We start from the raw sequence: 22,130 nt of genomic DNA, 5'->3' as shown, positions 1-22,130 counted from the left end.
CAAGTCTATGAAATCTTTACCGTCCATTCTAACGTTGGGCAACTTAACTTCAGGCATGCTGGCTGTCATTATGGCAATTCATGGGGAGTTTGCATTAGCCGTGACGATGATTTGGGTAGCCATGTTCTTTGATCTGTTTGACGGGTTTGCAGCCCGCAAGCTGCATTGCGAGGGGGAATTCGGCAAAGCGCTGGATTCATTGGCTGATGTTGTTTCGTTCGGAACCGCACCCGTGTTGATCCTATATTTGAACTCCATGAATGAGGTAAGTGCACTGGGTATGGCGCTGACAGCATTATTCCCGGTTTGTGGTGCATTGCGTCTCGCCCGTTACAATTGCCAGAAGACAGCAAGCCATGGTTTTGTGGGCATGCCGATTACGTTTGCAGGCGGTCTTATGTCCTTTTTCGCGCTCTGGAGTCCTTATTTTACTCATGGTGTAGCCTATCTTGTCATTATCGTATTATCCGGTCTAATGGTTAGCCAAATCCGATTCCCGTCTCTAAAACAAGTGCTAGCCCCCCATGAGAAGGATATTGTGGAACCGAAATAAGGAGCGAGTCAGTATGGAATTTGCAAGAGAATTTATTGGTCAATATGGTTATTTCGCAATTTATGGACTACTGGCTCTTGGCGTGATTGGCATGCCTATTCCGGATGAGGTGATGATGACCTTTGTCGGTTATCTCGCCTCCATCTCGGTGCTGAATTATTCGGTGTCCATCGTTGTCAGTTTTGGTGGAGCGTTTACTGGAGGTCTTCTGAGTTACACCATTGGCAAGAAGGCTGGTCGGCCACTGGTTGAGAAGTATGGTAAATGGGTCGGGGTCAACGCCAAACGGCTGGGCAGGGTGGAGTCCTGGTTTTTAAAATACGGGTACTGGTCCATCATACTGGGCTACTTCATTCCAGGCATTCGTCATCTGATGTGCTGTTTCTCCGGGATCAGCCGCATGTCTATAGGACGATACGTTCTTGTCTCCAGCATTGGCGCGTTTATATGGTGTGTTGTGTTTATATCGATCGGTTTTTACGTAGGTGTGTTAACTTAAAATGGGACAGCCTGTTATGAACAGGCGAGGATAAAGACCTCTTGTTAATGGAGTGGTCTTTTTTGTTGTGTTTATTTAACTCCCTTGAAAAATGAAAAGCCCACCGCAACATCACGGTGAGCTGATAATAATTTTATTTACCCGCTTAGATGGGATTCCTCAATGCCTTTTTCAACACGAGTTTCCCCTTTTTTGCGTGCAAAGGTGATTTTGAGTAAAGGTGGCGTAACCAGGGTTGTAACGATAACCATAATGACTACACTGGTGAAATATTCAGAATCGAGCAAGCCGGAAGCAAGTCCGGTTGAAGCGATAATAAGAGCAACTTCACCCCGGGAAATCATGCCTGCACCGATGGCGAGAGAAGATGAGCGATCAAATCCGGTCAGACGCGCACCTGCTCCGCCGCCCAGAAGCTTGGTTACAATGGCAATCAGACTGATGACGATAATGAACCAGATTTGCGAACCCACGCCGTCAAAAGTCACATTCAAACCGATGCTTACAAAGAATACCGGGACAAAGATTCCGTATGCGATCGGTTCAAGCTTGGTTTCGACCTCATGTTTGAAGTTCGTCTGGGAGATGGCAATACCTGCTGCAAAGGCCCCGATAATCCCTGCAACACCCATCCATTCTGCAAAGTACGAAAAGCCAAAACAAATGATTAATCCGGCTGTAATAACGGTCTCCGTGACCTTCAATGGTGCCATCCACTTCATAATACGTGGAACAAGGAACCAGCTGGCAGCGATAATAACAACAAAGAATAAAAGCTTCTTGCCAATAAGCAGCGAGATTGAAGTATCGGATGCACCTGTTCCGAGCAAACTCATCATGACAGCGAGGATGACCACTACGAGTACATCGTCGACGACAGCCGCTCCAAGAATCGTTGTACCCTCACGAGAGCTTAGTTGATTCATGTCTTTTAACGTTTGAACCGAGATGCTGACCGAAGTCGCACAGAACAATAGTCCAAAAAACAAAGCATGTGTCTGCGACATGCCAAAAGCAGCGGCAGCTCCATAACCTCCGATGAATGGTAAAATGATACCACCCACGGCAACAGCAAAGGCTGCCTTCCAATTTTTCTTCAACTGCTCCAAATCCGTCTCAAGTCCGGCAATGAACATAAGCAGCAAAACCCCGATTTCAGCCATGTAATGGACAAAATCACTTTGTTGTACCCAACCGAGCAGAGCGGGACCAAGAATAACACCAACAATCAATTTGCCCAGAACCGACGGCTGACCGAGTCTTACGGACAAATCACCAGCCAACTTGGTGAAAATCAAAATAAGTGCAAGAACCAAAATAAATTCCATAGGTGTACTCCTCTCCAGCAGTAGCGTTTATAGGATTACCAGTCCAAGGGGGGATCATTCCAGGCCTCAGGAACAGAAAAAGGCATAAAACAGCGCTTGTAAAAGTGCCGCTTTATGCCTTAAAAAAGACAAGGAGGGCCCTTGGTGACAGGCTCCTCCAGTTCAACGCGTATTTGATTAATTGCATTAATTATACCACAAATACAGGATGGGGTAAACCAGTGAAGGTGGGCTTTTAATGAAAATGGCCTTATGTGGGCATTTTAAGGGTACCTGACGAGCCTTTTGTTCAGAGTGTTGTCACTTAACAGTCGAGAAATGGCAAGATATAATGAGATAGAACATAGAAGTTAGGATATGAGGAGGATTTTTCATTGGGCAAACAGGACAAAGGGGACCCGAACATTCAATCCAATCAGATTGCCCCGACCAGTAATAAAAACTTTGCAGGTCTTATTATTACCATTTCCATTATCGCCAATGTCATTATTTTATTGTTGTTCTTTGCTCCGTCCATCGGATACAAAGGCGATGTAGCCTTTGATATTACCGTGTTGCCACGGTTCAACGCCGTGTTCAACAGCTTCACCTTCATCTTTTTGCTTGCGGCCTTGATTGCCATTATCAAGCGGAATGTGAAATTGCACAAACGTTTCATTCTTGCTGCATTTTCAACAACCCTTTTATTTCTCGTTACTTATTTGTCGTTTCACTATCTGTCTCCGGAAACGTCCAAATACGGCGGAGAAGGCATCATTCGTTCCATCTATTTCTTCATTCTGATCACACACAGCATCCTGGCAGCGATTATTGTGCCGCTTGCTCTGTTCACTCTGGTATGGGGCTGGACGAATCAATTGAAGAAACACCGTAAAATTGCTCGCTGGACGATGCCAATCTGGCTCTACGTGAGTTCCACGGGTGTAGTTGTATATCTGATGATGGCACCGTACTATTAATAATTTCACATATCATGGGCATATCCGGCTCGCCTTGCGGGTAATGGTTTCATGGAAGGAGGATTCACGCTTATGTACAGAGTCGTATTGATTCGCCATGGACAGAGTATGTGGAACGTGGAGAACCGTTTTACCGGTTGGACGGATGTGGATCTGACGACCGATGGATACGGAGAAGCGCGTAAAGCGGGAAAGATCCTGAAGGAACAGGGTTTTGATTTTGATTATGCTTATGCTTCGGTACTCAAACGCTCCATTCGAACACTGGATATTGCACTTGATGAGATGGACCGGATGTGGATTCCGATCACGAAGACGTGGAAGCTGAACGAACGTCACTATGGTGCACTACAAGGACTGAACAAACAGCAGACTGCGCTGAAGTACGGCGAGGAGCAGGTGAAGGAGTGGAGACGCTCCATTAGCGTATCTCCTCCAGCACTAGACGATACAGATGAGCGTTATGTTCAGGATCAGGACAAGTATCAAAGGCTGGGCTGCACCATCCCGCGTACCGAGAATTTGATGGATACATCGAAGCGGGTGCTGGAGTATTGGAATGCAGAGATCAAACCGGTTGTGTCAGCGGGCAAAAGGGTGCTCATCTCCGCGCACGGCAATACGCTCCGTTCACTCGTTATGCATCTGGACCAAATGTCCGAAGCAGACGTAATGGCGCTTAATATCCCAACAGGTATTCCCCTGGTCTATGAACTGGATGAAGATCTGCATCCGATCGGACATTTTTACCTCACTGCGGATGGTTCGACGTACAAACATGAGGAAATGACTCATGTCGCACCACCGTCCGATTAATCGGACGATTGTTATGACCAGCAGGCTATACATTAGTAAAGATGAGTTCGACTTATACATCACGTTAGAAAATGGCTCCTGAATTCTTAGGGGCCATTCTTTATGCTTTAATAGCTATTCTCTAATTTTAGCGATTGCATCTGACGTTTCGTTTTTCTCCTACAGGGTAATCTCAAGCAAGACACGATGTACATTAATCCTGAAGGAGGAACAACATATGTCTAAAAAAAGTGGAATTATTGTAACAGCCATTGGAGCAGGCGTGACTTACTTGATGAGGAACAAACAAGCAAGGGATAAGCTGTTCAGTACGGTGTCTGGACTGATGAAAAGTTCAAATTCATCTTCAAAACCGTCTTATGGAAGCAAAAAAGGTTCACGTGTGATATAAAATAGATTTTAATATAGGTGTCAATTAGCGTGAAAGCCCGGAGCTGGTATGGTCCCGGGTTTTTGTGTGCGCTCATATGTCACATGCGATTTTTGCCAGCAAGAATGATACAATGGAAACTTGCAGAACGTATGGAAGGGGATGTACAACATATGAAGAAAAATCGTTTGGGTTCATCCGAACTCATGGTTGGTGAAATTGGGCTAGGCTGTATGTCACTTGGAACCGAAGTAAAACCGGCCGTAGCTTTGATTCATGAAGCATTGGATCGTGGCGTTAATCTTCTGGATACCGCTGACCTGTATGATGCAGGGTTAAACGAAGAAATCGTGGGCCAAGCCATCCAGGGACGCCGGGATCAGGTCATTGTGGCGACCAAGGTTGGTAATCGTCGCATACCGGGAAAAGAAGGCTGGTCATGGGACCCGTCCAAAACCTATATCAAACAAGCTGTACGAGACAGCCTAAAGCGTCTGCAGACGGATTATATTGATCTGTATCAGCTGCATGGTGGCACGCTGGATGATCCAATCGAAGAGACAATTGAAGCCTTTGAGGAACTGAAGAGGGAAGGTCTTATCCGGTATTACGGAATATCCTCCATCCGGCCTAACGTGATTCGTGAGTATGTGCAGAGAGCTTCCATTGTCAGCGTGATGAACCAATACAGCGTTGCGGATCGCCGGGCCGAAGAGGAAGTATTACCTTTATTAGAGCAAAAGGGGATTAGCGTTATCGCTCGTGGACCCGTGGCAAGTGGGGTTCTCGCCGATTCTGGTGCTGCCAAGGCAGATAAGGGTTATTTGGATTATACTCCTGAGGAGTTGCACATCATACGCCAAGGCCTGAGCCGTCTGGTTACAGACAATCGCAGCATGGCTCAAACGGCTATTCGTTATGCTTTGGCGCATCCGGCTGTTGCCGCTGTCGTGCCAGGTGCCAGTTCGAAAGAGCAGTTGTTGCATAATATTGCTGCTTCCGAATCTGCACCACTTACGGCTGCGGAGATTAACGAAATACGGGAGCTCAGTCCCGCCAATCTCTACAAGCAGCACCGTTAAACGTGGGTAGCCTATTTTCAATTGTAACTATACGAGGTACAATGAAGTTCAACCATAAAGAATCAAATAAGGGAGAGAAGACATATGGAAAGAATTCAAAGTGAACAACAATATCGCGATACAATCAATTCTGACGGACTGACCGTCATTAAATTTGATACAACCTGGTGTCCGGATTGCAAAAACCTGGATCGCTTTATCGGGGACGTTATCGACCAGCATGCCGATAAAACCTTCTATGCTCTCGATGCAGAAGAGTTCCTGCCGTTTGCCGAAGAGAACGGTGTACGCGGCATTCCAAGCCTGCTCGTATTCCAAAACGGCAAGAAAATTGCACATCTGCACAGCAAATGGGCAAAAACGCCTGCTCAAATCTCGGAGTACCTGCAGACTTTGGAGTCCAAGGTCTAACCATAATCAGTTCGTTTAGATCGCAGTAGTTATATGGAACGCCTCCTATCCCTGATAGGGGGTGTTTTTGTTGATGAAATTGCACAAATTAAAAATGACGACCCGTTTCCGAAAGGTGGTCTTACCCCTGTCAAGTAGACAGATAAAAAAAGCTATGCTGCCAGTGCGCATCGATATTCAATCGGTGCGCGCTGTTTGAGTTTGGCTTGAAAGCGTCGGTAGTTGTAATTGTACATATAATCTTCCACGGCTTGTCGAATCTCTACTTCTGAATTACACTGGTTAAGGTACAGCTTCTCTGTCTTGAGATGCGAAAAGAAGGATTCGATGCATGCGTTATCTAGGCAGGTTGCTTTGCGAGAGTGGCTGCCCTTCACGCCGAATGCTTCTAATCGTGTGTTGTACGCCTGAGACGTGTATTGGAAGCCCTGATCCGAATGGAGCACGGCTTCTGAAACGTCTCTTTTTTGTGTCCATTGTTCCACCGTATCCAATACGAGCTGAACATCGTTCCGTTTAGACAACTGCCAAGCTACAATCTCATTGTTGAACAGGTCTTGAATCACGGACAGGTAAACAAATGTACTTCCATTCGGAATATAGGTAATATCCGTCACCATTTTTTGCTGGGGTGCTGTCGCATGAAACTGGCGCTTCAGGCGATTCGGATAAATCACAGATGGCGTATAGCTGGACTTCTTCCGCTTCTTACGAATTACCGATTGGATCGATAGTTCCCGCATGATTCGCCATACTTTCTTGTGATTAACGTTCAGACCAGCCTCCCACAACGCCGTTGTCATGCGAGGATAACCAAACTCTCGGTTTGCAAAATGAATAGCCATCATGTGTTCTTTGATCTCACGCTCACGGTCTTGTCTTGCGTCTCGCTGCGGCTGTGTTGCTCGCCATTTGTAGTAACTGGAACGGGGTATTCCTGTAATCGATAATAGGCGTGTAATGCCATGCGAGCAGCGCAATTCGTCTATGATATCGTAGTTCTCCCGTTGGCTCAGCGCTTCTCCTTTACTAGATTTGGATACCGCTTTTTTAAATAATCCACCTGTGCTTGAAGGTAATCCCGTTCTTCTTCTACACTGCTAAAGGCAGTACGAGGACGTCCTTTCATTGGATTCGGAACATTGTTTTTTCGCTCATCAAACACTTCCCCGTTTTTCCATTTTTTTACCCACACCTTCAGTTGTGAACAGTTTCGAATTCCTTCGCGATCAGCGACCACTTTGTAACTTGAAGAACCTTCGACATAGGATCTAACTGCATTCAATTTAAACTCTTCGGTATACGTCTGAAATGTTTGTCCTTTTTTGGCCATAAAAATATCCCCTCCAAGTGTCACTTGAACCCTCATGATAACATGAAGGTTTTTTTAAGTGTCTACTTAAAGGGGATAATACCAAGGAACAGGTCGCCATTGGCTTTTTTGTTACATGACTTGAAGATAGGGTTACATCATTAAAATAATAAAGAATACAGCTGCCAGCACGAAGCGATAGACGGCAAAGACGGTCAGGCTCAGTTTTTTCAAAATGGACAGGAACGTCTTAATGGCAAGCATGGCTACGATAAATGCGGCAATGAATCCAATCGCGAAGATTGGAAAATCGCTGGTATTCAGATGATCGATGCTTTTGTATAGATCATACCCTGTGGCTCCAATCATGATCGGCACAGATACCAGGAATGTAAACTCCGCCGCTGCAACTCGGCTTACCCCTGCGAACAGACCGCCTGAGATCGTCGAACCGGAACGGGAGAAGCCTGGCCATAATGCGAGAATCTGAAAAAGACCCACTACAAATGCCTGTTTATACGTAATATCGTCTACATCATGGGTTGTAATGCGTTCGCTGCGGTGGCTCCAACGTTCAGCGACAATCATCAGAATACCACCAATAACAAGACTGTACAGCACCGTTTGTGCTCCAAACAGATGCGCCTTGATCCAATCCCGGAATACAAGTCCAATGACCACGGCTGGAACCATCGCCAAAAAGATATGTATGAGGTTCAGGCGGGAGGTGTAGCTCCTTTTGCCTCCGGTGAAGCGGAACATATCAATGAATTTGTTCCAGTACAGCACAACGACAGCTAGTACAGCTCCGAGTTGCACAACCACCTCAAACGTTTTGACTGACTCGTTGTCCTCCGATAATCCCAGCAAGTGGGCAGTCAGAATCATGTGTCCGGTCGAGGACACGGGCAAAAACTCAGTCAAACCTTCGATGATGCCCATAATAATCGATGATATAAAGTCCAATTCTCTTCCTCCTTGAAATGCAGATGACAGCATATAGGCTGTCCTGCGTGACAATGCCCGCTCATTAGAACAAGGCTATCATCTATTATGATCACAAATGCGCTCAACTTCAACTTATGCTCGCAATGAATTGTTTAAAACCATATTGACAAAAACCTAGTTATCCAATAGGATATACATTAACTGACTGACTGATCAATCGGGAGGATAGGCAAATGTCTAAAAACAATCATTTGGAACCCGGAGAAGAACGCCGGGACCAAATTATACGCATAGCGATGGAACGTTTTGCGACCCAGGGCTACCATCAGACGAAAATTTCCGATATCGTCCGGGAAGCGGGCGTCGCGCAAGGCACTTTTTACTGGCACTTCAAAAGTAAGGAAGCCATTGCCTCGGAGATTGTGTTAACCGGCAGGGAGAAGTTGCTTGAAGCGATTGGACAAGGCTACCGCAAGGATGCCGGATCGGTTGAGGATATGGTTAGAGCTTCGGAACGACTGTTTACCGACTTATTCTCTTTTGCAGAGGACAATCGTTATTTTATGGAGTTGTTGCTTAAAGGCATCGTGTCGGAGGATTCGGTACGCCGTCTGGTCGAGGAGACACGCGGTGCAGTAGAACAGGCGTTTCGCCATAACATGCAGCGGGCCATTGAGTTGGGCATGCTGCCGGATTCCATGAATGTACCGCTCCGTGCTGCGCTGCTGGTTAGCATGATTGAAGGCATGATTACGCGCTGGCTGTTTGGCTCGGAGGAGCTTCACAGCAAGTTTTCATCAATGTCAGCAACGACGCTCGCTGCGGAGGCGGCAAGCTTTGAGTTTTACGGACTGCTCGGCACATAAAGATGTTCTGGCCCGAAGCTCTATTTTTCAATAACTGGATTAAATATTCACATGATTAAGCCAGCAGCAGGGAATAATGGGTACAACTGCGGTTTAGGAACACAGGAAAAATAAGTTTCAACAAGACATGACTACATGGATGAGAGGAAGTTAATGACATGAATAAAACATATGGAATGAAATTTCGCAAAGGCTGGACTTTAACAGCCCTGCTGCTAATGACCGTGCTGGTACTCAGCGCTTGTGGCAATAAAACCACGGATAATGGAAGCGGCAATGGAGCACAGGCGAACAATGAACTGGAGCAGATCAAGTCTGCTGGCGTCATCAAAGTGGGCATGATGGGCACGTACGCTCCATACAACTTCCTGAACGATAAGAAAGAAATGGATGGCTACGATGCAGATATCGCACGTGAGGTTGCGAAGCGTCTTGGGGTTGAGATTGAATTTGTATCCCAGGAGTTCTCCGGCCTGACACCAAGTCTGCAAGCCAAAAAGCTGGATGCCATCATCAGCCAGATGACGATTACCGATGATCGCAAGAAAGTACTGGATTTCAGTGATCCGTATATAACGAACCAAGTCAAAATTATTGTGAAAAGTGATAACAATGACATTACCAAGCTGGAAGATTTCAAAGGAAAAACGATTGGTGTAGGCCTCGGTACCAATGATGAGACGTATCTGCGTAACGAAGTGCTGCCTAAAGTCGGCAATTTCACTATCAAGACCTATGATGATGTTATCACATCATTGAAAGATCTGGACGCTGGACGGATCGATGCAACGATCAACAACCTGTACGCGCTGAAACCGATTGTAGATGCTAACGGCTTCAACATCAAAGCCGTAGGTGAACCCATCAAGAGTGATCAGGCAGGTATTGCTGTGCGCAAAGACAATCCGGAACTCGTAGCGGCACTGAATGACGCTCTCAAAGGCATGAAAGATGATGGTACGTACAATACCATCTTCAAAAAATGGTTTGGTGAAGAGCCTGCGCAATAATGAACCTGCAAGGCGAAGGGAAGATTGATCTATGGAATTGGTATTTGAGAATATCCCCTTCTTTCTGAAGGGGGCTTACTATACGCTTTATGTAACTGTGATCTCCATGTTTTTTGCCTTTATTATCGGAGTGCTAGTCGCTATCGCTCGTCTGAAGGGTCCGATGTGGCTTAGGTTGATCGCAAGGTTTTATGTATCCATCATGCGGGGAACCCCGCTGCTGGTGCAATTATTCGTTATTTATTTTGGGTTAGTTGATTATGGCGTAACCTTAGGCTCCCTCACGGCAGCTTGTCTAGGGCTTAGTCTTAATGCGGGTGCATTTCTGTCCGAAACGTTCCGTGGAGCAATTCAAGCTGTACCAAAAGGGCAAACGGAGGCCGCATATGCTACAGGCATGACACCCGCTCAAACGATGAGAAGGATTATATTCCCCCAAGCGGTGCGTATCGCGATCCCTCCAATGGGCAATACGTTTATCGGCATGCTGAAAGAAACATCACTTGTGGCAGCCCTCGGGGTTACGGAGTTGCTTCGCTCGGCACAGCTACTGGTCGCGCAATATTACGTGAATATGCCGTTTTATCTGGCGATTGGCGTGATCTACTGGATTATGAGTATCGGATTCTCGGCCATTCTGGAACAAGTGGAGCGCCGGCTGGCCCGGGCTTACTGATAGGAGGGAGAACCGGTGATTACAACAACAGGACTAACCAAACGTTTTGGGAAAAATGAAGTTCTCACAAATATAGATCTGCATGTCGATGCGAAAGATATTGTTGTTCTGCTGGGACCCAGTGGATCAGGCAAAAGTACGCTTCTGCGCTGTCTCAACGGCCTGGAGGAACTCTCTGGCGGCAAGATTGAAGTGAATGGCGTTGTGGTAGACAGTGCCGACTCGCAGCGAATCCAGCGGGCACGGGTACTGGAAATTCGTCGGCAGACCGGCATGGTATTCCAGCAGTTCAATCTGTATCCGCACAAGACAGTGCTTGGCAATGTGATGGAAGGGCTCGTGACTGTGAAAAAAATCAAGCGGGACGAAGCGGCCGAACGCGGCCGGATTCTGCTGGATCGAGTCGGCCTGTCGGACAAGCAGGATGCATATCCATCTCGTTTGTCTGGGGGACAGCAGCAGCGCGTAGCGATTGCCCGCGCACTTGCCATGGAGCCTGAGGTAATGCTGTTTGATGAGCCTACCTCAGCCCTTGATCCCGAACTCGTGGGAGAAGTGCTCTCCGTTATGAAGGAGTTGGCACAGGAAGGCATGACGATGCTGGTCGTTACACATGAGTTGAAGTTTGCCCGGAATGTGGCGAACAAAATCGTCTTTATGGCGGATGGATCGATTGTGGAAGAAGCAAGTCCACAGGCTTTTTTTGAACACCCGACTCAAGAGCGGACACGTCGTTTCTTGCAGCAAATTACTGAATTCTAAGAAAGAAGGATAAACATCATGAATGTAACAACGGTATGGAAAGGCAAACGCGCGTTTACTTCCGAAGGCCCCTCTGGCTACGCGGTTGGCATGGATGCCACGGCAGCCTATGGTGGTGACAGTAAGGGTGCAACACCTATGGAATTGTTACTGGCAGGTCTCGGAGGTTGTATGGGGATCGATATCACGATGATTCTGGACGCTTTCCTGGACAAAATTACAGGCATTGAGATTGAAGCACAGGGTACACGCAGTGAAGGTATGCCGAAAGGTTTTACTGCCATTGACCTGATCTTCAAGGTAGACGGTGATATCCCGGATTACCGGATCTGGAAAGCCATCCAAATGGCTGAAGAGAAGTATTGTGCAGTCTCCGCTTCGCTTAGCGCAGATATTCATCCCAAACTGATATTGAATGGGGTAGACACACCACGTCCATAACGGCATATGGGTAAATGATATATTGAAGAGGCACTTCCAATCAGGGAGTGCCTTTTTTGGCTGTTTTATTATTTAAACCCTTAGGAAGCAACGTCAAGCTGGTTGTTGAGCAAGGTCCCAGATGCCCATGATTTCCGTGATAGCCTGATCAAGCGTTGCATAAGGGACGCCGTCCCGGGCTTGTGTAGAAATCCCCTGCATAAAGGTATCAAATACGGTGGTCAGCATCGAGACATTTGTGGAGGCGGGTAGTTCGCCGATTTCCACTGCACGTTGGATGCATTCCTGCAGGCGGTTGCGAGTCAGCTTTCTTTTATCGCCGGTAATATCACGGATATGATTGTTTTTGGAAGAACATGTGCTGGCTGACAGCACGATTAAACAACCAGATGGATGTGCGCTGTCTGTTTGCATTTTGGCGGTACTTCTTAAAGTTGTCTCGATCGCTTCTCTTGGAGACAGCGTGACATCCGAGAAACTTTCTGTAACCCGTCCAAACGTACCCATATATCGTTCTACCGCTTCTTTATACAGAGCTTCTTTGGATTCAAAGGCTGCATAGAAGCTGGCTGCTGAAATATCCCCCATGACAGCTCGAAGCTGAAGCAATGAGGTGGCCTCGAATCCTTGTTCCCAAAAGAGCATCATTGCCTGCAACAAGGCTTCATCCCGATCAAAAATGCGCGGACGTCCGGTTCTTGCCATAAGAGATTCCCCCTCGTTTTTCTTAATTATATACTAATCGATCCAAAAGTCATTGACAAGGTGAGAGAGGGTGGATAATATAAGGAATGATCGATCCATAATTCGATTGTTCGTCATATATTATCTAAGAAGGAGCTGCACAGATGTCCGATAATTCTTCTCAACGTTTCCCATGGTTAGGGCTGCTGGCCTTGGCTATGGCTGGTTTTATAGCTATTATGACTGAAACTCTTCCCGCGGGGTTGCTGCCGCAAATCAAGGAAGGGCTTCAAGTCTCTGAGGCAGGTGCAGGGCAGCTCGTCACATTTTATGCAGTAGGATCTCTGATTGCCGCTATACCTGTGGCCGTCCTGACAAGGGGCTGGCGACGCCGTCCGCTTTTACTTCTAGCGATTATCGGTTTTCTGATCTTCAACACCATTACAGCCCTCTCTTCAAACTATGTATTGACACTTGTCGCTCGTTTTTTTGCCGGTGTTGCAGCCGGTGTCTCCTGGGGACTGATTGGCAGTTATGCACTACGTATGGTGCCTGATCATCTCAAGGGAAGGGGAATGGCTGTTGCGATGATTGGTACACCGATTGCGTTATCGTTCGGTGTTCCTGCTGGTACACTGCTCGGTTCCTTTATGGGCTGGCGCTCGGTATTCTGGCTGATGTCGCTGCTCGCGTTTGTACTGATTTTCTGGGTGCTCTGGAAAGTACCCGATTATCCAGGACAGTCTGCTGATCAACGCATTTCTTCAATAAAGGTGCTGCTGACCCCTGGCGTCATTCCCATTCTGGCTGTTGTTCTGGCCTGGATGCTGGCTCATAATATTTTGTACACCTATATTGCTCCTTTCCTTGCCGATGTCGGTCTGGAATCAAAGGTTGGACTTATGTTACTTGTGTTTGGCCTGATGGCATTGGTGGGCATCTGGGTTACAGGTATTCTTATTGATCGTTGGTTGCGTATGCTGGTTCTCATCAGTCTGGCGGGATTTGCCCTGATCTCTCTGGTATTGGGGCTTTGGAGTGAGCACGCTGCCGTTGTTTTTGGTTCAGTTGCGCTCTGGGGTCTGACATTTGGCGGTGCGGCTACACTGTTGCAGACCGCCCTTGCCCAAGCCGCCGGGGAGCAGGGTGTAGATATCGTTATGCCGATTAATACGACTGTGTGGAATCTAGCTATTGCTATTGGTGGATTGGCGGGAGGTGTGCTTTTGAATCAATGGGGAGCCTCGTCCTTTACTTGGGCCATCCTGTTCCTATCACTTGTGGCTCTGATTGTTGCACTGCGTGCCAAAGGACATGGTTTCCGCTCAGCACGCAGCAGCTAAGCCACCTGTTTTCCTTCCTATATATTAGAAATAGCTATTCAAGTTTCATATTTGTTTTATCATTCAGCATACAGCCTTTTTTTGAAGCCCTCTTGCAGGGCTTTTGCTGTTATGTGGTATGATGAATTGGAAGGGCAGGCGTAATATGTACTGACCTTTATATGTAAGCGCTTATAAGCGACGGAAGGTGCAGATATGTTTAGAAGGCTCATTCGAACATCCAACAATCTTAAATTAAAGCATAAATTGCTCATATCCTATGTACTTGTCGTCATGATTCCGGTACTGATTATTGGACTTGCTGTAACCGGATACTTTCGTAAGCAAGCGCTGGACAATGCAATAGGACAGACGATCAACAACGTGGAAAAGGTCAAGAGTCAGACCGCCACACTACTGCGTGTACCCACAGATATTTCCAACATTCTGATGTTCAACAATGAATTAAAGGAAATTGTGAACAAACGCTACGAGAGCGTTGTGGAGCTGACATCGGCGTACCTCGCATACAAAGATTTTCAGGAATACAAGCGTCTGTACCGTGAGGTTGCAGGCATTCGGTTTTACTCGACCAATCCGACGCTGATCAACAATCTGGAGTTCATTCCGGTAGATAAACAGACTGAGGAGAGCTACTGGTACCAGAAAGCGCTGCAAACGACGAGCATCGGTTGGTTCTACATTCCTGACAAGGGAGATAATCCTGTGCACAAGCTTAGTCTGGTACGCAAAGTGCCTTTTGCCGAATATCGGACCGAGGGTGTACTCATGATTGTAATCAATCAGGATGAGCTGAATGGATTGTTACGTCAGGAACCGTTCGAGACGTTGATTACGGACGAACAGGGTTATGTGGTTGCTGCCAAAAATACCGAGCTTGTGGGCAAGACGTTGGACGAGCTTGATTTTGGTGTAGATCTGCAAAACCAGGCCAAAGGTACAATTGAAGCTGATTTTCAGGGTGAGCCGTCCAACATTATCATTGATGAGATTAGTCCTGGATCGAGCATGAATAGCCTGAAGATCATATCCGTTTTTGCCACCAAAAATATTGTCAAAGATGCGAATACCATTAGCATGATCGGTATGCTCTTTATTACGCTCGTGCTGGTCATTGCACTGTTGCTTGTATATATCATTTCATTCCTCACATCGAACCGATTGTTACGCCTTAGCAAACACCTGAATAAGCTCGCACTGGGTGATCTTAACGTTACTTCCCGAATTGACGGAAATGATGAGATCGGGCAACTGTCCAGGCAGTTCAATTACATGGTGAAGAGCATTAATGAACTGATGACTCAAGTGGTAGAGGCAACGGAACAGAACAATCAATTGGAAATCGCGCAGAAAGAGATTAAACTGAAAATGATGGCCAGCCAGATCAATCCTCATTTTTTGTTTAATGCACTGGAGTCGATCCGAATGAAAGCCCATATCAAAGGTGAGGCGGAGATTGCCAATATTGTAAGGCTGCTAGGCAAACTGATGCGCAAGAGTCTTGAGATTGGAAGCGGCAAAACGACGTTCAGAGCCGAACTAGAGATGGTACGTTCTTATCTGGAAATTCAGAAATTCCGTTACGGCGACCGTCTTGCTTTCCAGATCCATATCGATCCGGAGGTGGAGAAGATATACATTCCTCCTTTGATTATTCAGCCTCTGGTTGAGAATGCGATTGTGCATGGTTTGGAAAATAAAGAGGGTACGGTCCGTGTGAATATAAATATTCGTTTGGTGGAGGATGTTGTCCAGGTATGTGTTGATGATGATGGAGCAGGCATTACGCCGGAGCGTCTGACTGAAGTGATGCAGTTCATCTGTGGACCGGAAGAACAGGAAAAGAGCCGGATTGGCATGCGTAACGTACATCAACGTTTAACGTTGACCTATGGTGAGCCATACGGGTTGCAGATTAAGAGTGTATACGGGAAAGGAACAGAGGTTTCTTTCACCTTGCCAGCAGGAGGAGACCAGCATGTATAAAGTGTTATTAGTAGATGATGAACCGAGCATACGTGAAGGACTGACAACGATCATTGATTGGGAAAAATACGGCTTTCAGGTGATTGCTACAGCTGCGAGCGGGCGTGAGGCCATTACCCGCTTCGAAGAGCTGGAACCGGACCTGACGATCATTGATATACGCATGCCCGGCATGACCGGACTGGATGTCATTGAGGAAGTGCGGCAGCACCATCCGGGTTCGCACTTTCTAATCCTGAGTGGATACGCCGATTTTGATTATGCCAAGAAAGCCATTAGTTTTGGTGTGGATGGGTATCTGCTCAAGCCGGTGGATGAAGAGGAGATTATCAGTGAGCTGGAGCGGATCTCTGTGATGCTGACACGGGAACGTGAGACACTGGCCCGCCATGCTGGTGAGGATACAGCCTACCGGGAGCACCAGATTGAAGCATTGCTTTTTGATAGCCTGGAAGGTACGGAAACGATGGAAGCGAATGCTCTAGGATTGAATTGGTCGCAGTATCAGGTCGTGCTGTTGGAGATGCATGCCGAACCTGATTTACAGCGTGGTAGTGTGGTGAAACGCAGACTGGCGGAAGTTTTTGACCAGAAAGATCGGGGTATCGTGTTTTCGTTCCATTCTGGACTGGGACTGTTATGCAAAGAGCCTGTTTTAACTGAACAATCTGCCCAGCGTTTATATGATGAGTTGGAAGGGCTGCTGGAAGAATGGGATATTCACATGTATGCCGCTGCAGGTCAACCTGTAAACTCCACCGCAGACATCGCACATTCCTATAATCAGGCCAACGGTGTATTGGGCGGACGTTTCCTGTTCGTGGAACAACGAATTATGTTATGGAACGAAGACGAAAAGAGCAAGATTTCTTCTGAGTCAATTGTTGTCAATGAAGAAGAAAGTGGTGAACTGGATGAAGCGGAGCTGGCGGACAAGCTGTATTATGCGCTCGATATTCGGAGCAGCGAGTCCGTAATGCGTGTGCTGACCGAGATGGAGGAGCGTCTGATTCCGCATCACCAGACAGAACAGACAATTAAAACGGCGTTCTCCCAAGTGTTCTCATTGGCGATTAACAAACTTGCAGCAACCAATCAGCATATGCAATCCCTTATGCAGGAGCATTCCGTTCTCATTACGGAGGTTTACCATCAATTAACGTTGCTGGATCTAAAAGTGATGGCTGCTGAACACCTCAATCGGCTTATTCAACGCATGGGTGGAGGGAGCAAAGACACGGTACTGAAACAGATGATTGAATTTATCCGTCGTAATCCGGGCGAAAATCTCAAGCTTGAGGTTCTCGCAGAGGTATTTAACTACAATAGCAGTTATCTGGGCAAACTGTTCAAAAATCATACCGGGGAATATTTCAATGCATTTCTCGATAAGGTTCGAATGGAGAAAGCAAAGGAACTGCTCGATGAAGGCTTAAAGGTGCATCAGGTTGCAGCGAGGGTGGGGTATGCCAACGTGGATTACTTCCACGGCAAATTCAAGAAGTATGTAGGGGAGTCACCATCTGCTTACAAACATGCAAGAGAGCTTGCCAGATCACAGCCCAAAGATTCTTCAGGAGAGCCGGAACGAGAGTAGTCCATGTTCAGAGGGGCGTACTTCTATCGTTGGAATTTCTCCTGATTAGGTGAAAAACGTTTTCGAACTTATAGTCTATTGAAAGGACCCTCTGAGGTCCTTTTTCTTTTTGGTATGAATTAAAGTAAACGATTTCTATAAAACGTTTTCAATAATTCCCATTTTTAAATTGAATTCCCTTTTAATTTCATTAATAAATAATAGACAGCGTCATTATCACTAATTTTATAGATATAATATCGGATTTTATAGGGGGATATCTAATTTTTATATGATTTTCTCTAAAATCCAGCTGGTATTTTGAAAACGCTCTATCAGGTATGATTATTTTATAAATCAGAGGAGGGGGAACGGAGATGGAAACGCTAACAGAAAAATCCGCTTCCGCGAAAAAAAGCAGTGACCCCAATCCGTCAACACAAAAACGGCGGAATAGAATTTGGGACAGCATGAAACAGCAAAAGTATCTCTATCTTATGTCATTGCCATTCGTAGTTTGGGTTTTTGTATTTAACTATCTGCCACTATGGGGATGGACGATGGCTTTCCAAAATTATAAACCGGCCAGATCGTTCGGTGATCAAGAGTGGGTTGGTTTTAAACACTTTGTAGAGCTGTTCAGTGATGATCGCTTCTATCTGGTACTTCGAAATACGCTTGCGATGAGCTTGATGGGACTGGTTATCGGTTTTATCGTGCCGATTTTCTTTGCGATTCTCTTGAATGAGATGAGAGGTATGTTCTTCAAGCGTGCCGTGCAAACGGTATCATATCTGCCTCACTTTGTATCCTGGGTTGTTGTGGCAGGGATTATTACCAAGATGCTCTCCACCGATGGAGGGATCATCAATGATATCTTGGTTAACCTAAACATTATTGATCAGCCGATCCAGTTCATGGCGAAGGGGAACCTGTTCTGGTACATTGTAACCGCTTCAGATATGTGGAAAGAAACGGGCTGGAACGCTATTATCTATCTCGCAGCCATTACGGGTATTGACCAGGAGCTTTATGAAGCTTCTCGTGTAGACGGGGCGAACCGCTGGAGACAGATGTGGCACATTACGCTGCCTGGCATACGGACCACAATTTCCGTACTTTTCATCATGTCAATCGGGCATCTGATCAGTATCGGTTTCGAGAAGCAGTTCTTGCTTGGCAACAGTCTGGTGACCGATTACTCGGAAGTCCTTGATCTATACGCGCTTAATTATGGTTTGAATATGGGACGATTCTCATACGGTACGGCCATAGGCATATTCAACTCCGTTGTCAGTATCATCCTTCTGTTTACAGCGAACGGCTTGTTCAAAAAATTCACCAAAGAAAGCATCATGTAGGGAGGGGACGACATTATGGCGAACAAAGCATTCAATGCTACTCGGGGCGATAAAGTGTTCGATATTTTCAACATCCTCGCAATGACCCTGGTGCTGATTGTAACACTGTATCCATTCCTGAACGTACTGGCTATCTCGCTCAATAACTCGACAGATACCGTACGTGGTGGGATTTACTTGTGGCCTCGTGAATTCACATTGCAAAACTATAAAACGATTTTCCAATATGAAGGATTGCTGCAAGGTTTGCAGGTATCCATTCTACGTACAATTGTTGGTACGTTGCTCGGCTTGATCAGCTCCTCGATGATTGCATTTACACTGAGTCGTCCTGACTTCAAGTTGAGAAAGTTTGTTTCCACTGCACTTGCACTCACGATGTACTTCTCCGGTGGTCTGATCCCGGTGTACATCCTGATGCGTGACCTGAACCTGATCGGTACGTTCTGGGTATACGTATTACCAGGTATGATCAGTGCGTTTAACGTGTTTATCATCCGTTCCTTCATTGACGGCTTGCCGTATGCCTTGCAGGAATCTGCGAAACTGGATGGTGCGAATGACTTTAAGATCTATTACAAAATCATTTTGCCGCTCTGTAAACCGGTTCTTGCAACCATCGCGTTGTTCCTGGCTGTAGGCCAGTGGAATGCTTGGTTCGATACGTACCTGTATAATGGTTCGAAGGCGCATCTGACCACGCTCCAGTACGAGCTGATGAAAGTACTGCAAAGTACACAGCAAGGCTCAGGTGCCGGACGGAATGCCAATGATATGGCTCAGCAGATGACACAGATTTCACCGGAATCCATCAAGATGGCGATCACGATCGTTGTTACGGTTCCAATCCTGATTGTGTATCCATTCCTGCAAAAGTATTTTGTAGGTGGTATGACATTGGGTGCAGTAAAAGCTTAAGCAAGTTTGTACAGGCCGCCACATAGATAGAGCGGCTGTATAATAAAAGAAGCATCAGAATGCCCGAAGCGCAGCCATTTCGCCTGCGCTTCACCGTATAGGGCTGCGGAGTGGCATTCATGAAGCTATAGACAGGGACAAAAAAGTTCCGGATAGACAGACATATGAAACGGGAGGATTACCATCATGGCAAGAAACAAAATGAAGATTGCACTGGCTCCAGTGCTTGCGATGTCTTTGCTCGCAGGTTGCGGTGGAGGAAACAGCGGCGAAACGTCGTTTAAGGACACAAGCGGTGATACGTCTCCGATTACTTTTGACTTTTTTAGCGTCGATCCCAGTCCGAACTGGAATGGAATGAAGGATGAAGTGGGGAAGGTCCTTACAGAGAAAACAGGAGTAACCCTTAACGGTGAATTTGCCGTAAGTGGTGGTCAGGATAAAGTATCCTTAATGGCAGCAAGCGGAGACTATCCGGATATCGTGTCACCCAAAGGAGAGCTAAGCAAGCTCGTGGATGCTGGGGCGATGGTCGATCTGACTGATCTGATCGAGCAATATGCTCCCAATCTGAAGAAGCTGTATGGTAATTACATGGACCGGCTGAAATATAGCAACGAAGATCAAGGGATTTATGTACTACCTACCTATTATGCGGTAGATCAGAAGTATTTTGATGCAGGCGGCGGATTTGGGATTCAGCAGCGTGTATTGAAAGAGCTGGGATATCCTGAAGTACGTACACTCCAGGATTATGAAAATGTATTAAAAGCATACAAAGAAAAACATCCAACGATTGACGGTCAACCAACGATTCCGTTAACCCTGGACGCAGATGACTGGAGAATCATGATTACGGTAACGAATCCGGGCTTCCAGGCAACAGGGGCTCCGGATGACGGCGAGTACTATATTGATCCTGAGACATATGAGGCAAGTCTGCATTACAAACGTCCGGAAGAGAAAGAGTATTTCCGTTGGTTGAACCATATGTACGCAGAAGGACTGCTCGATCAGGACAGCTTCGTACAGAAAACGGATCAATACAAATCCAAAATTGCAAGTGGACGTGTTCTGGGTGTCATTGACCAGGATTGGGGTTATTCCGATGCGGAGAACGCATTGAAAGCAGCGGGTAAAGATGAAGCGACCTATTCACACTTCCCGGTAACTCTGTCTAAAGATATCAAGGATCATTCCTTCCAGGACCCTGGTTTTGTATCTGGATGGGGTGTAGGGATTACAACATCGAATCCGGACCCGGTTCGTACAATTAAATTCTTTGATTACCTAGCTTCTGAGGAAGGCCAAGTGCTGATGAACTGGGGTATTGAAGGTAAGCAGTACGAAGTGAAAGATGGTAAACGTGTGATTCCGGCGGATATTCAGGACCAAAAAACGAATAATGCTGCCGTATTCCAGAAAGAAACAGGTATTGGCCTCTATACCAATATGTCTGGTCACTATGGAGATGGCGTTAAAGATTCCACCGATAACTATTACACAACGAATTTCCCTGAGCAGATTGTAGCGGCCTATTCCGATGCAGAGAAAGAGACACTCAAAGCATACGGCGCAACAACGTGGAAAGATCTGTTCCCAAGTGAAGATGAGTTCCCGGTTAAACCATGGGGAGCAGCGTACAATATGCCGACTCCAGGAGACTCGAATTACAACGTTATTTTCCAAAAAACACAGGATATTATCCGTAAACGGATCCCAGAAGCAATCCTCAGTTCACCAGAGCAATTTGATGCCATCTATGACGGTATGATTGCTGAACTTAACAAGGCAGGAGCAGAGGACATGGAAAAACAATACACCGAGCTGGTGCAAAGCCGTGTTCAATTGTGGAGCGGTGAAGAGAGCAAGTAATACGTTTTAGCAGAATACTTTTTCGAAAAAAAGGGCCCAGGAAACTGGGTTCTTTTTCATACCTAAAACGTTTTCCGAAAAACGTTTTCAATTTTATGAATTCGCTATTGACAAGGACTTTTAGAGGGATTATTATTCAATTATGAAAGCACTTTCATTGTTGGTTTAGCAAGTCATGTACACGATTCACTTCAGTCAAATTGGGTATGAATTGGTCCACGAATTACTTTGAAAGAGAGAGTGTTTTTCACTTCTTATAGAAAACGCTTTTTATGTTATTAAATCAAACGTTTTACAATCAGAATCACCCGATTACGGTATGTGCAGGTCAGCCTGTTCTACAATAGATAGCTT

General features: G+C 46.2%; 23 protein-coding genes. 18 read left to right on the top strand and 5 right to left on the bottom strand.

What is annotated here, in order from left to right:
* The first annotated feature begins 7 nt into the window (after positions 1-7).
* Both pssA and RS891_RS27390 read left to right on the top strand, forming a co-directional pair.
* Positions 8-553, top strand: a complete 546-nt coding sequence (gene pssA / locus RS891_RS27395; protein ID WP_063566539.1) for a CDP-diacylglycerol--serine O-phosphatidyltransferase — start codon at positions 8-10, stop codon at positions 551-553.
* A gap of 13 nt (positions 554-566) precedes the next feature.
* The gene (locus tag RS891_RS27390) at positions 567-1,052 is read left to right on the top strand and encodes a DedA family protein (protein WP_113055434.1); all 486 of its coding nucleotides are present in this window, start codon (positions 567-569) and stop codon (positions 1,050-1,052) included.
* Positions 1,053-1,189: 137 nt separating this feature from the next.
* Here RS891_RS27390 and RS891_RS27385 read toward each other — a convergent pair whose 3' ends face one another.
* Positions 1,190-2,380 carry a cation:proton antiporter gene (locus RS891_RS27385; protein ID WP_315793690.1) on the bottom strand — a complete coding sequence of 397 codons (1,191 nt, stop codon included), beginning with the start codon at positions 2,378-2,380 and terminating at the stop codon, positions 1,190-1,192.
* Between the two features lie 374 nt (positions 2,381-2,754).
* On the opposite strand from RS891_RS27385, the gene RS891_RS27380 reads away from it, so the two are divergent.
* From RS891_RS27380 to RS891_RS27360, 5 genes are all read left to right on the top strand, one after another.
* Positions 2,755-3,339: a DUF420 domain-containing protein gene (locus tag RS891_RS27380; RefSeq protein WP_170867957.1), complete on the top strand. Its 585-nt coding sequence runs from the start codon at positions 2,755-2,757 to the stop codon at positions 3,337-3,339.
* Between the two features lie 72 nt (positions 3,340-3,411).
* A complete protein-coding gene (gene gpmA, locus RS891_RS27375) occupies positions 3,412-4,155 on the top strand; it encodes a 2,3-diphosphoglycerate-dependent phosphoglycerate mutase (protein WP_315793689.1) in 744 nt (247 codons plus the stop codon).
* A 217-nt stretch (positions 4,156-4,372) separates the two neighbouring features.
* Entirely contained in the window at positions 4,373-4,546 is a 174-nt protein-coding gene (locus RS891_RS27370; protein ID WP_181586725.1) for a hypothetical protein, read from the top strand.
* Positions 4,547-4,698: 152 nt separating this feature from the next.
* On the top strand, positions 4,699-5,607 hold the full coding sequence (locus RS891_RS27365) for an aldo/keto reductase (RefSeq protein WP_315793688.1): 909 nt from the start codon (positions 4,699-4,701) through the stop codon (positions 5,605-5,607).
* A gap of 84 nt (positions 5,608-5,691) precedes the next feature.
* Positions 5,692-6,018 carry a thioredoxin family protein gene (locus tag RS891_RS27360; protein ID WP_024631432.1) on the top strand — a complete coding sequence of 109 codons (327 nt, stop codon included), beginning with the start codon at positions 5,692-5,694 and terminating at the stop codon, positions 6,016-6,018.
* A gap of 152 nt (positions 6,019-6,170) precedes the next feature.
* Here the strand turns inward: RS891_RS27360 and RS891_RS27355 are convergent, their stop codons facing one another.
* The 3 genes from RS891_RS27355 to RS891_RS27345 all read right to left on the bottom strand — a co-directional run bounded on the left by RS891_RS27355 (position 6,171) and on the right by RS891_RS27345 (position 8,272).
* A complete protein-coding gene (locus RS891_RS27355) occupies positions 6,171-7,007 on the bottom strand; it encodes an IS3 family transposase (protein ID WP_315796124.1) in 837 nt (278 codons plus the stop codon).
* 23 nt (positions 7,008-7,030) lie between these two features.
* Positions 7,031-7,351: a transposase gene (locus RS891_RS27350; RefSeq protein ID WP_315793342.1), complete on the bottom strand. Its 321-nt coding sequence runs from the start codon at positions 7,349-7,351 to the stop codon at positions 7,031-7,033.
* Between the two features lie 132 nt (positions 7,352-7,483).
* Positions 7,484-8,272, bottom strand: coding sequence for an undecaprenyl-diphosphate phosphatase (locus RS891_RS27345; RefSeq protein ID WP_064641143.1), 789 nt, complete (start codon positions 8,270-8,272; stop codon positions 7,484-7,486).
* Positions 8,273-8,511: 239 nt separating this feature from the next.
* Here RS891_RS27345 and RS891_RS27340 point away from each other — a divergent pair, with 239 nt between their 5' ends.
* The 5 genes from RS891_RS27340 (at position 8,512) to RS891_RS27320 (ending at position 12,033) form a co-directional block, all read left to right on the top strand.
* On the top strand, positions 8,512-9,144 hold the full coding sequence (locus RS891_RS27340) for a TetR/AcrR family transcriptional regulator (RefSeq protein ID WP_113055430.1): 633 nt from the start codon (positions 8,512-8,514) through the stop codon (positions 9,142-9,144).
* Positions 9,145-9,302: 158 nt separating this feature from the next.
* A complete protein-coding gene (locus tag RS891_RS27335; protein ID WP_397386870.1) occupies positions 9,303-10,154 on the top strand; it encodes a substrate-binding periplasmic protein in 852 nt (283 codons plus the stop codon).
* Positions 10,155-10,185: 31 nt separating this feature from the next.
* A complete protein-coding gene (locus RS891_RS27330; protein ID WP_076291212.1) occupies positions 10,186-10,830 on the top strand; it encodes an amino acid ABC transporter permease in 645 nt (214 codons plus the stop codon).
* Between the two features lie 15 nt (positions 10,831-10,845).
* Entirely contained in the window at positions 10,846-11,592 is a 747-nt protein-coding gene (locus RS891_RS27325; protein ID WP_024631427.1) for an amino acid ABC transporter ATP-binding protein, read from the top strand.
* An 18-nt stretch (positions 11,593-11,610) separates the two neighbouring features.
* A complete protein-coding gene (locus RS891_RS27320; protein WP_053780142.1) occupies positions 11,611-12,033 on the top strand; it encodes an OsmC family protein in 423 nt (140 codons plus the stop codon).
* A 93-nt stretch (positions 12,034-12,126) separates the two neighbouring features.
* Here the strand turns inward: RS891_RS27320 and RS891_RS27315 are convergent, their stop codons facing one another.
* The gene (locus RS891_RS27315) at positions 12,127-12,738 is read right to left on the bottom strand and encodes a TetR/AcrR family transcriptional regulator (protein ID WP_113055428.1); all 612 of its coding nucleotides are present in this window, start codon (positions 12,736-12,738) and stop codon (positions 12,127-12,129) included.
* A 143-nt stretch (positions 12,739-12,881) separates the two neighbouring features.
* Here RS891_RS27315 and RS891_RS27310 point away from each other — a divergent pair, with 143 nt between their 5' ends.
* From RS891_RS27310 to RS891_RS27285, 6 genes are all read left to right on the top strand, one after another.
* Positions 12,882-14,060 (top strand): MFS transporter, encoded by a 1,179-nt coding sequence (locus RS891_RS27310; RefSeq protein WP_315793687.1) that lies wholly within the window; start codon positions 12,882-12,884, stop codon positions 14,058-14,060.
* A 195-nt stretch (positions 14,061-14,255) separates the two neighbouring features.
* The gene (locus tag RS891_RS27305) at positions 14,256-16,046 is read left to right on the top strand and encodes a sensor histidine kinase (RefSeq protein ID WP_113055426.1); all 1,791 of its coding nucleotides are present in this window, start codon (positions 14,256-14,258) and stop codon (positions 16,044-16,046) included.
* Entirely contained in the window at positions 16,039-17,643 is a 1,605-nt protein-coding gene (locus tag RS891_RS27300; protein ID WP_315793686.1) for a response regulator transcription factor, read from the top strand. Before RS891_RS27305 ends, RS891_RS27300 begins: the two co-directional genes overlap by 8 nt.
* Before the next feature lie 356 nt (positions 17,644-17,999).
* Positions 18,000-18,983: an ABC transporter permease gene (locus RS891_RS27295; RefSeq protein ID WP_315793685.1), complete on the top strand. Its 984-nt coding sequence runs from the start codon at positions 18,000-18,002 to the stop codon at positions 18,981-18,983.
* Between the two features lie 15 nt (positions 18,984-18,998).
* Positions 18,999-19,901: a carbohydrate ABC transporter permease gene (locus RS891_RS27290; protein ID WP_315793684.1), complete on the top strand. Its 903-nt coding sequence runs from the start codon at positions 18,999-19,001 to the stop codon at positions 19,899-19,901.
* 186 nt (positions 19,902-20,087) lie between these two features.
* Entirely contained in the window at positions 20,088-21,776 is a 1,689-nt protein-coding gene (locus tag RS891_RS27285) for an ABC transporter substrate-binding protein (RefSeq protein WP_113055423.1), read from the top strand.
* The last annotated feature ends 354 nt before the right edge of the window (positions 21,777-22,130 follow it).

The sequence above is a fragment of the Paenibacillus sp. BIC5C1 genome, assembly GCF_032399705.1.
GTDB classification, from domain to species: domain Bacteria; phylum Bacillota; class Bacilli; order Paenibacillales; family Paenibacillaceae; genus Paenibacillus; species Paenibacillus taichungensis_A.
This window is presented reverse-complemented; position numbering and strand designations above follow the sequence as displayed.

Bases quoted from the DNA above. Each gene is read 5' to 3' on its own strand.
- RS891_RS27350 (WP_315793342.1), bottom strand. From the start codon at position 7,351: ATGGCCAAAAAAGGACAAACATTTCAGACGTATACCGAAGAGTTTAAA.
- RS891_RS27315 (WP_113055428.1), bottom strand. From the start codon at position 12,738: ATGGCAAGAACCGGACGTCCGCGCATTTTTGATCGGGATGAAGCCTTG.
- RS891_RS27370 (WP_181586725.1), top strand. From the start codon at position 4,373: ATGTCTAAAAAAAGTGGAATTATTGTAACAGCCATTGGAGCAGGCGTG.
- RS891_RS27390 (WP_113055434.1), top strand. From the start codon at position 567: ATGGAATTTGCAAGAGAATTTATTGGTCAATATGGTTATTTCGCAATT.
- RS891_RS27310 (WP_315793687.1), top strand. From the start codon at position 12,882: ATGTCCGATAATTCTTCTCAACGTTTCCCATGGTTAGGGCTGCTGGCC.
- RS891_RS27295 (WP_315793685.1), top strand. From the start codon at position 18,000: ATGGAAACGCTAACAGAAAAATCCGCTTCCGCGAAAAAAAGCAGTGAC.
- RS891_RS27300 (WP_315793686.1), top strand. From the start codon at position 16,039: ATGTATAAAGTGTTATTAGTAGATGATGAACCGAGCATACGTGAAGGA.
- RS891_RS27285 (WP_113055423.1), top strand. From the start codon at position 20,088: ATGGCAAGAAACAAAATGAAGATTGCACTGGCTCCAGTGCTTGCGATG.
- RS891_RS27320 (WP_053780142.1), top strand. From the start codon at position 11,611: ATGAATGTAACAACGGTATGGAAAGGCAAACGCGCGTTTACTTCCGAA.
- RS891_RS27335 (WP_397386870.1), top strand. From the start codon at position 9,303: ATGAATAAAACATATGGAATGAAATTTCGCAAAGGCTGGACTTTAACA.
- RS891_RS27290 (WP_315793684.1), top strand. From the start codon at position 18,999: ATGGCGAACAAAGCATTCAATGCTACTCGGGGCGATAAAGTGTTCGAT.
- RS891_RS27360 (WP_024631432.1), top strand. From the start codon at position 5,692: ATGGAAAGAATTCAAAGTGAACAACAATATCGCGATACAATCAATTCT.
- gpmA (WP_315793689.1), top strand. From the start codon at position 3,412: ATGTACAGAGTCGTATTGATTCGCCATGGACAGAGTATGTGGAACGTG.
- RS891_RS27340 (WP_113055430.1), top strand. From the start codon at position 8,512: ATGTCTAAAAACAATCATTTGGAACCCGGAGAAGAACGCCGGGACCAA.
- RS891_RS27305 (WP_113055426.1), top strand. From the start codon at position 14,256: ATGTTTAGAAGGCTCATTCGAACATCCAACAATCTTAAATTAAAGCAT.
- RS891_RS27345 (WP_064641143.1), bottom strand. From the start codon at position 8,272: ATGGGCATCATCGAAGGTTTGACTGAGTTTTTGCCCGTGTCCTCGACC.
- RS891_RS27330 (WP_076291212.1), top strand. From the start codon at position 10,186: ATGGAATTGGTATTTGAGAATATCCCCTTCTTTCTGAAGGGGGCTTAC.
- RS891_RS27365 (WP_315793688.1), top strand. From the start codon at position 4,699: ATGAAGAAAAATCGTTTGGGTTCATCCGAACTCATGGTTGGTGAAATT.
- RS891_RS27385 (WP_315793690.1), bottom strand. From the start codon at position 2,380: ATGGAATTTATTTTGGTTCTTGCACTTATTTTGATTTTCACCAAGTTG.
- pssA (WP_063566539.1), top strand. From the start codon at position 8: ATGAAATCTTTACCGTCCATTCTAACGTTGGGCAACTTAACTTCAGGC.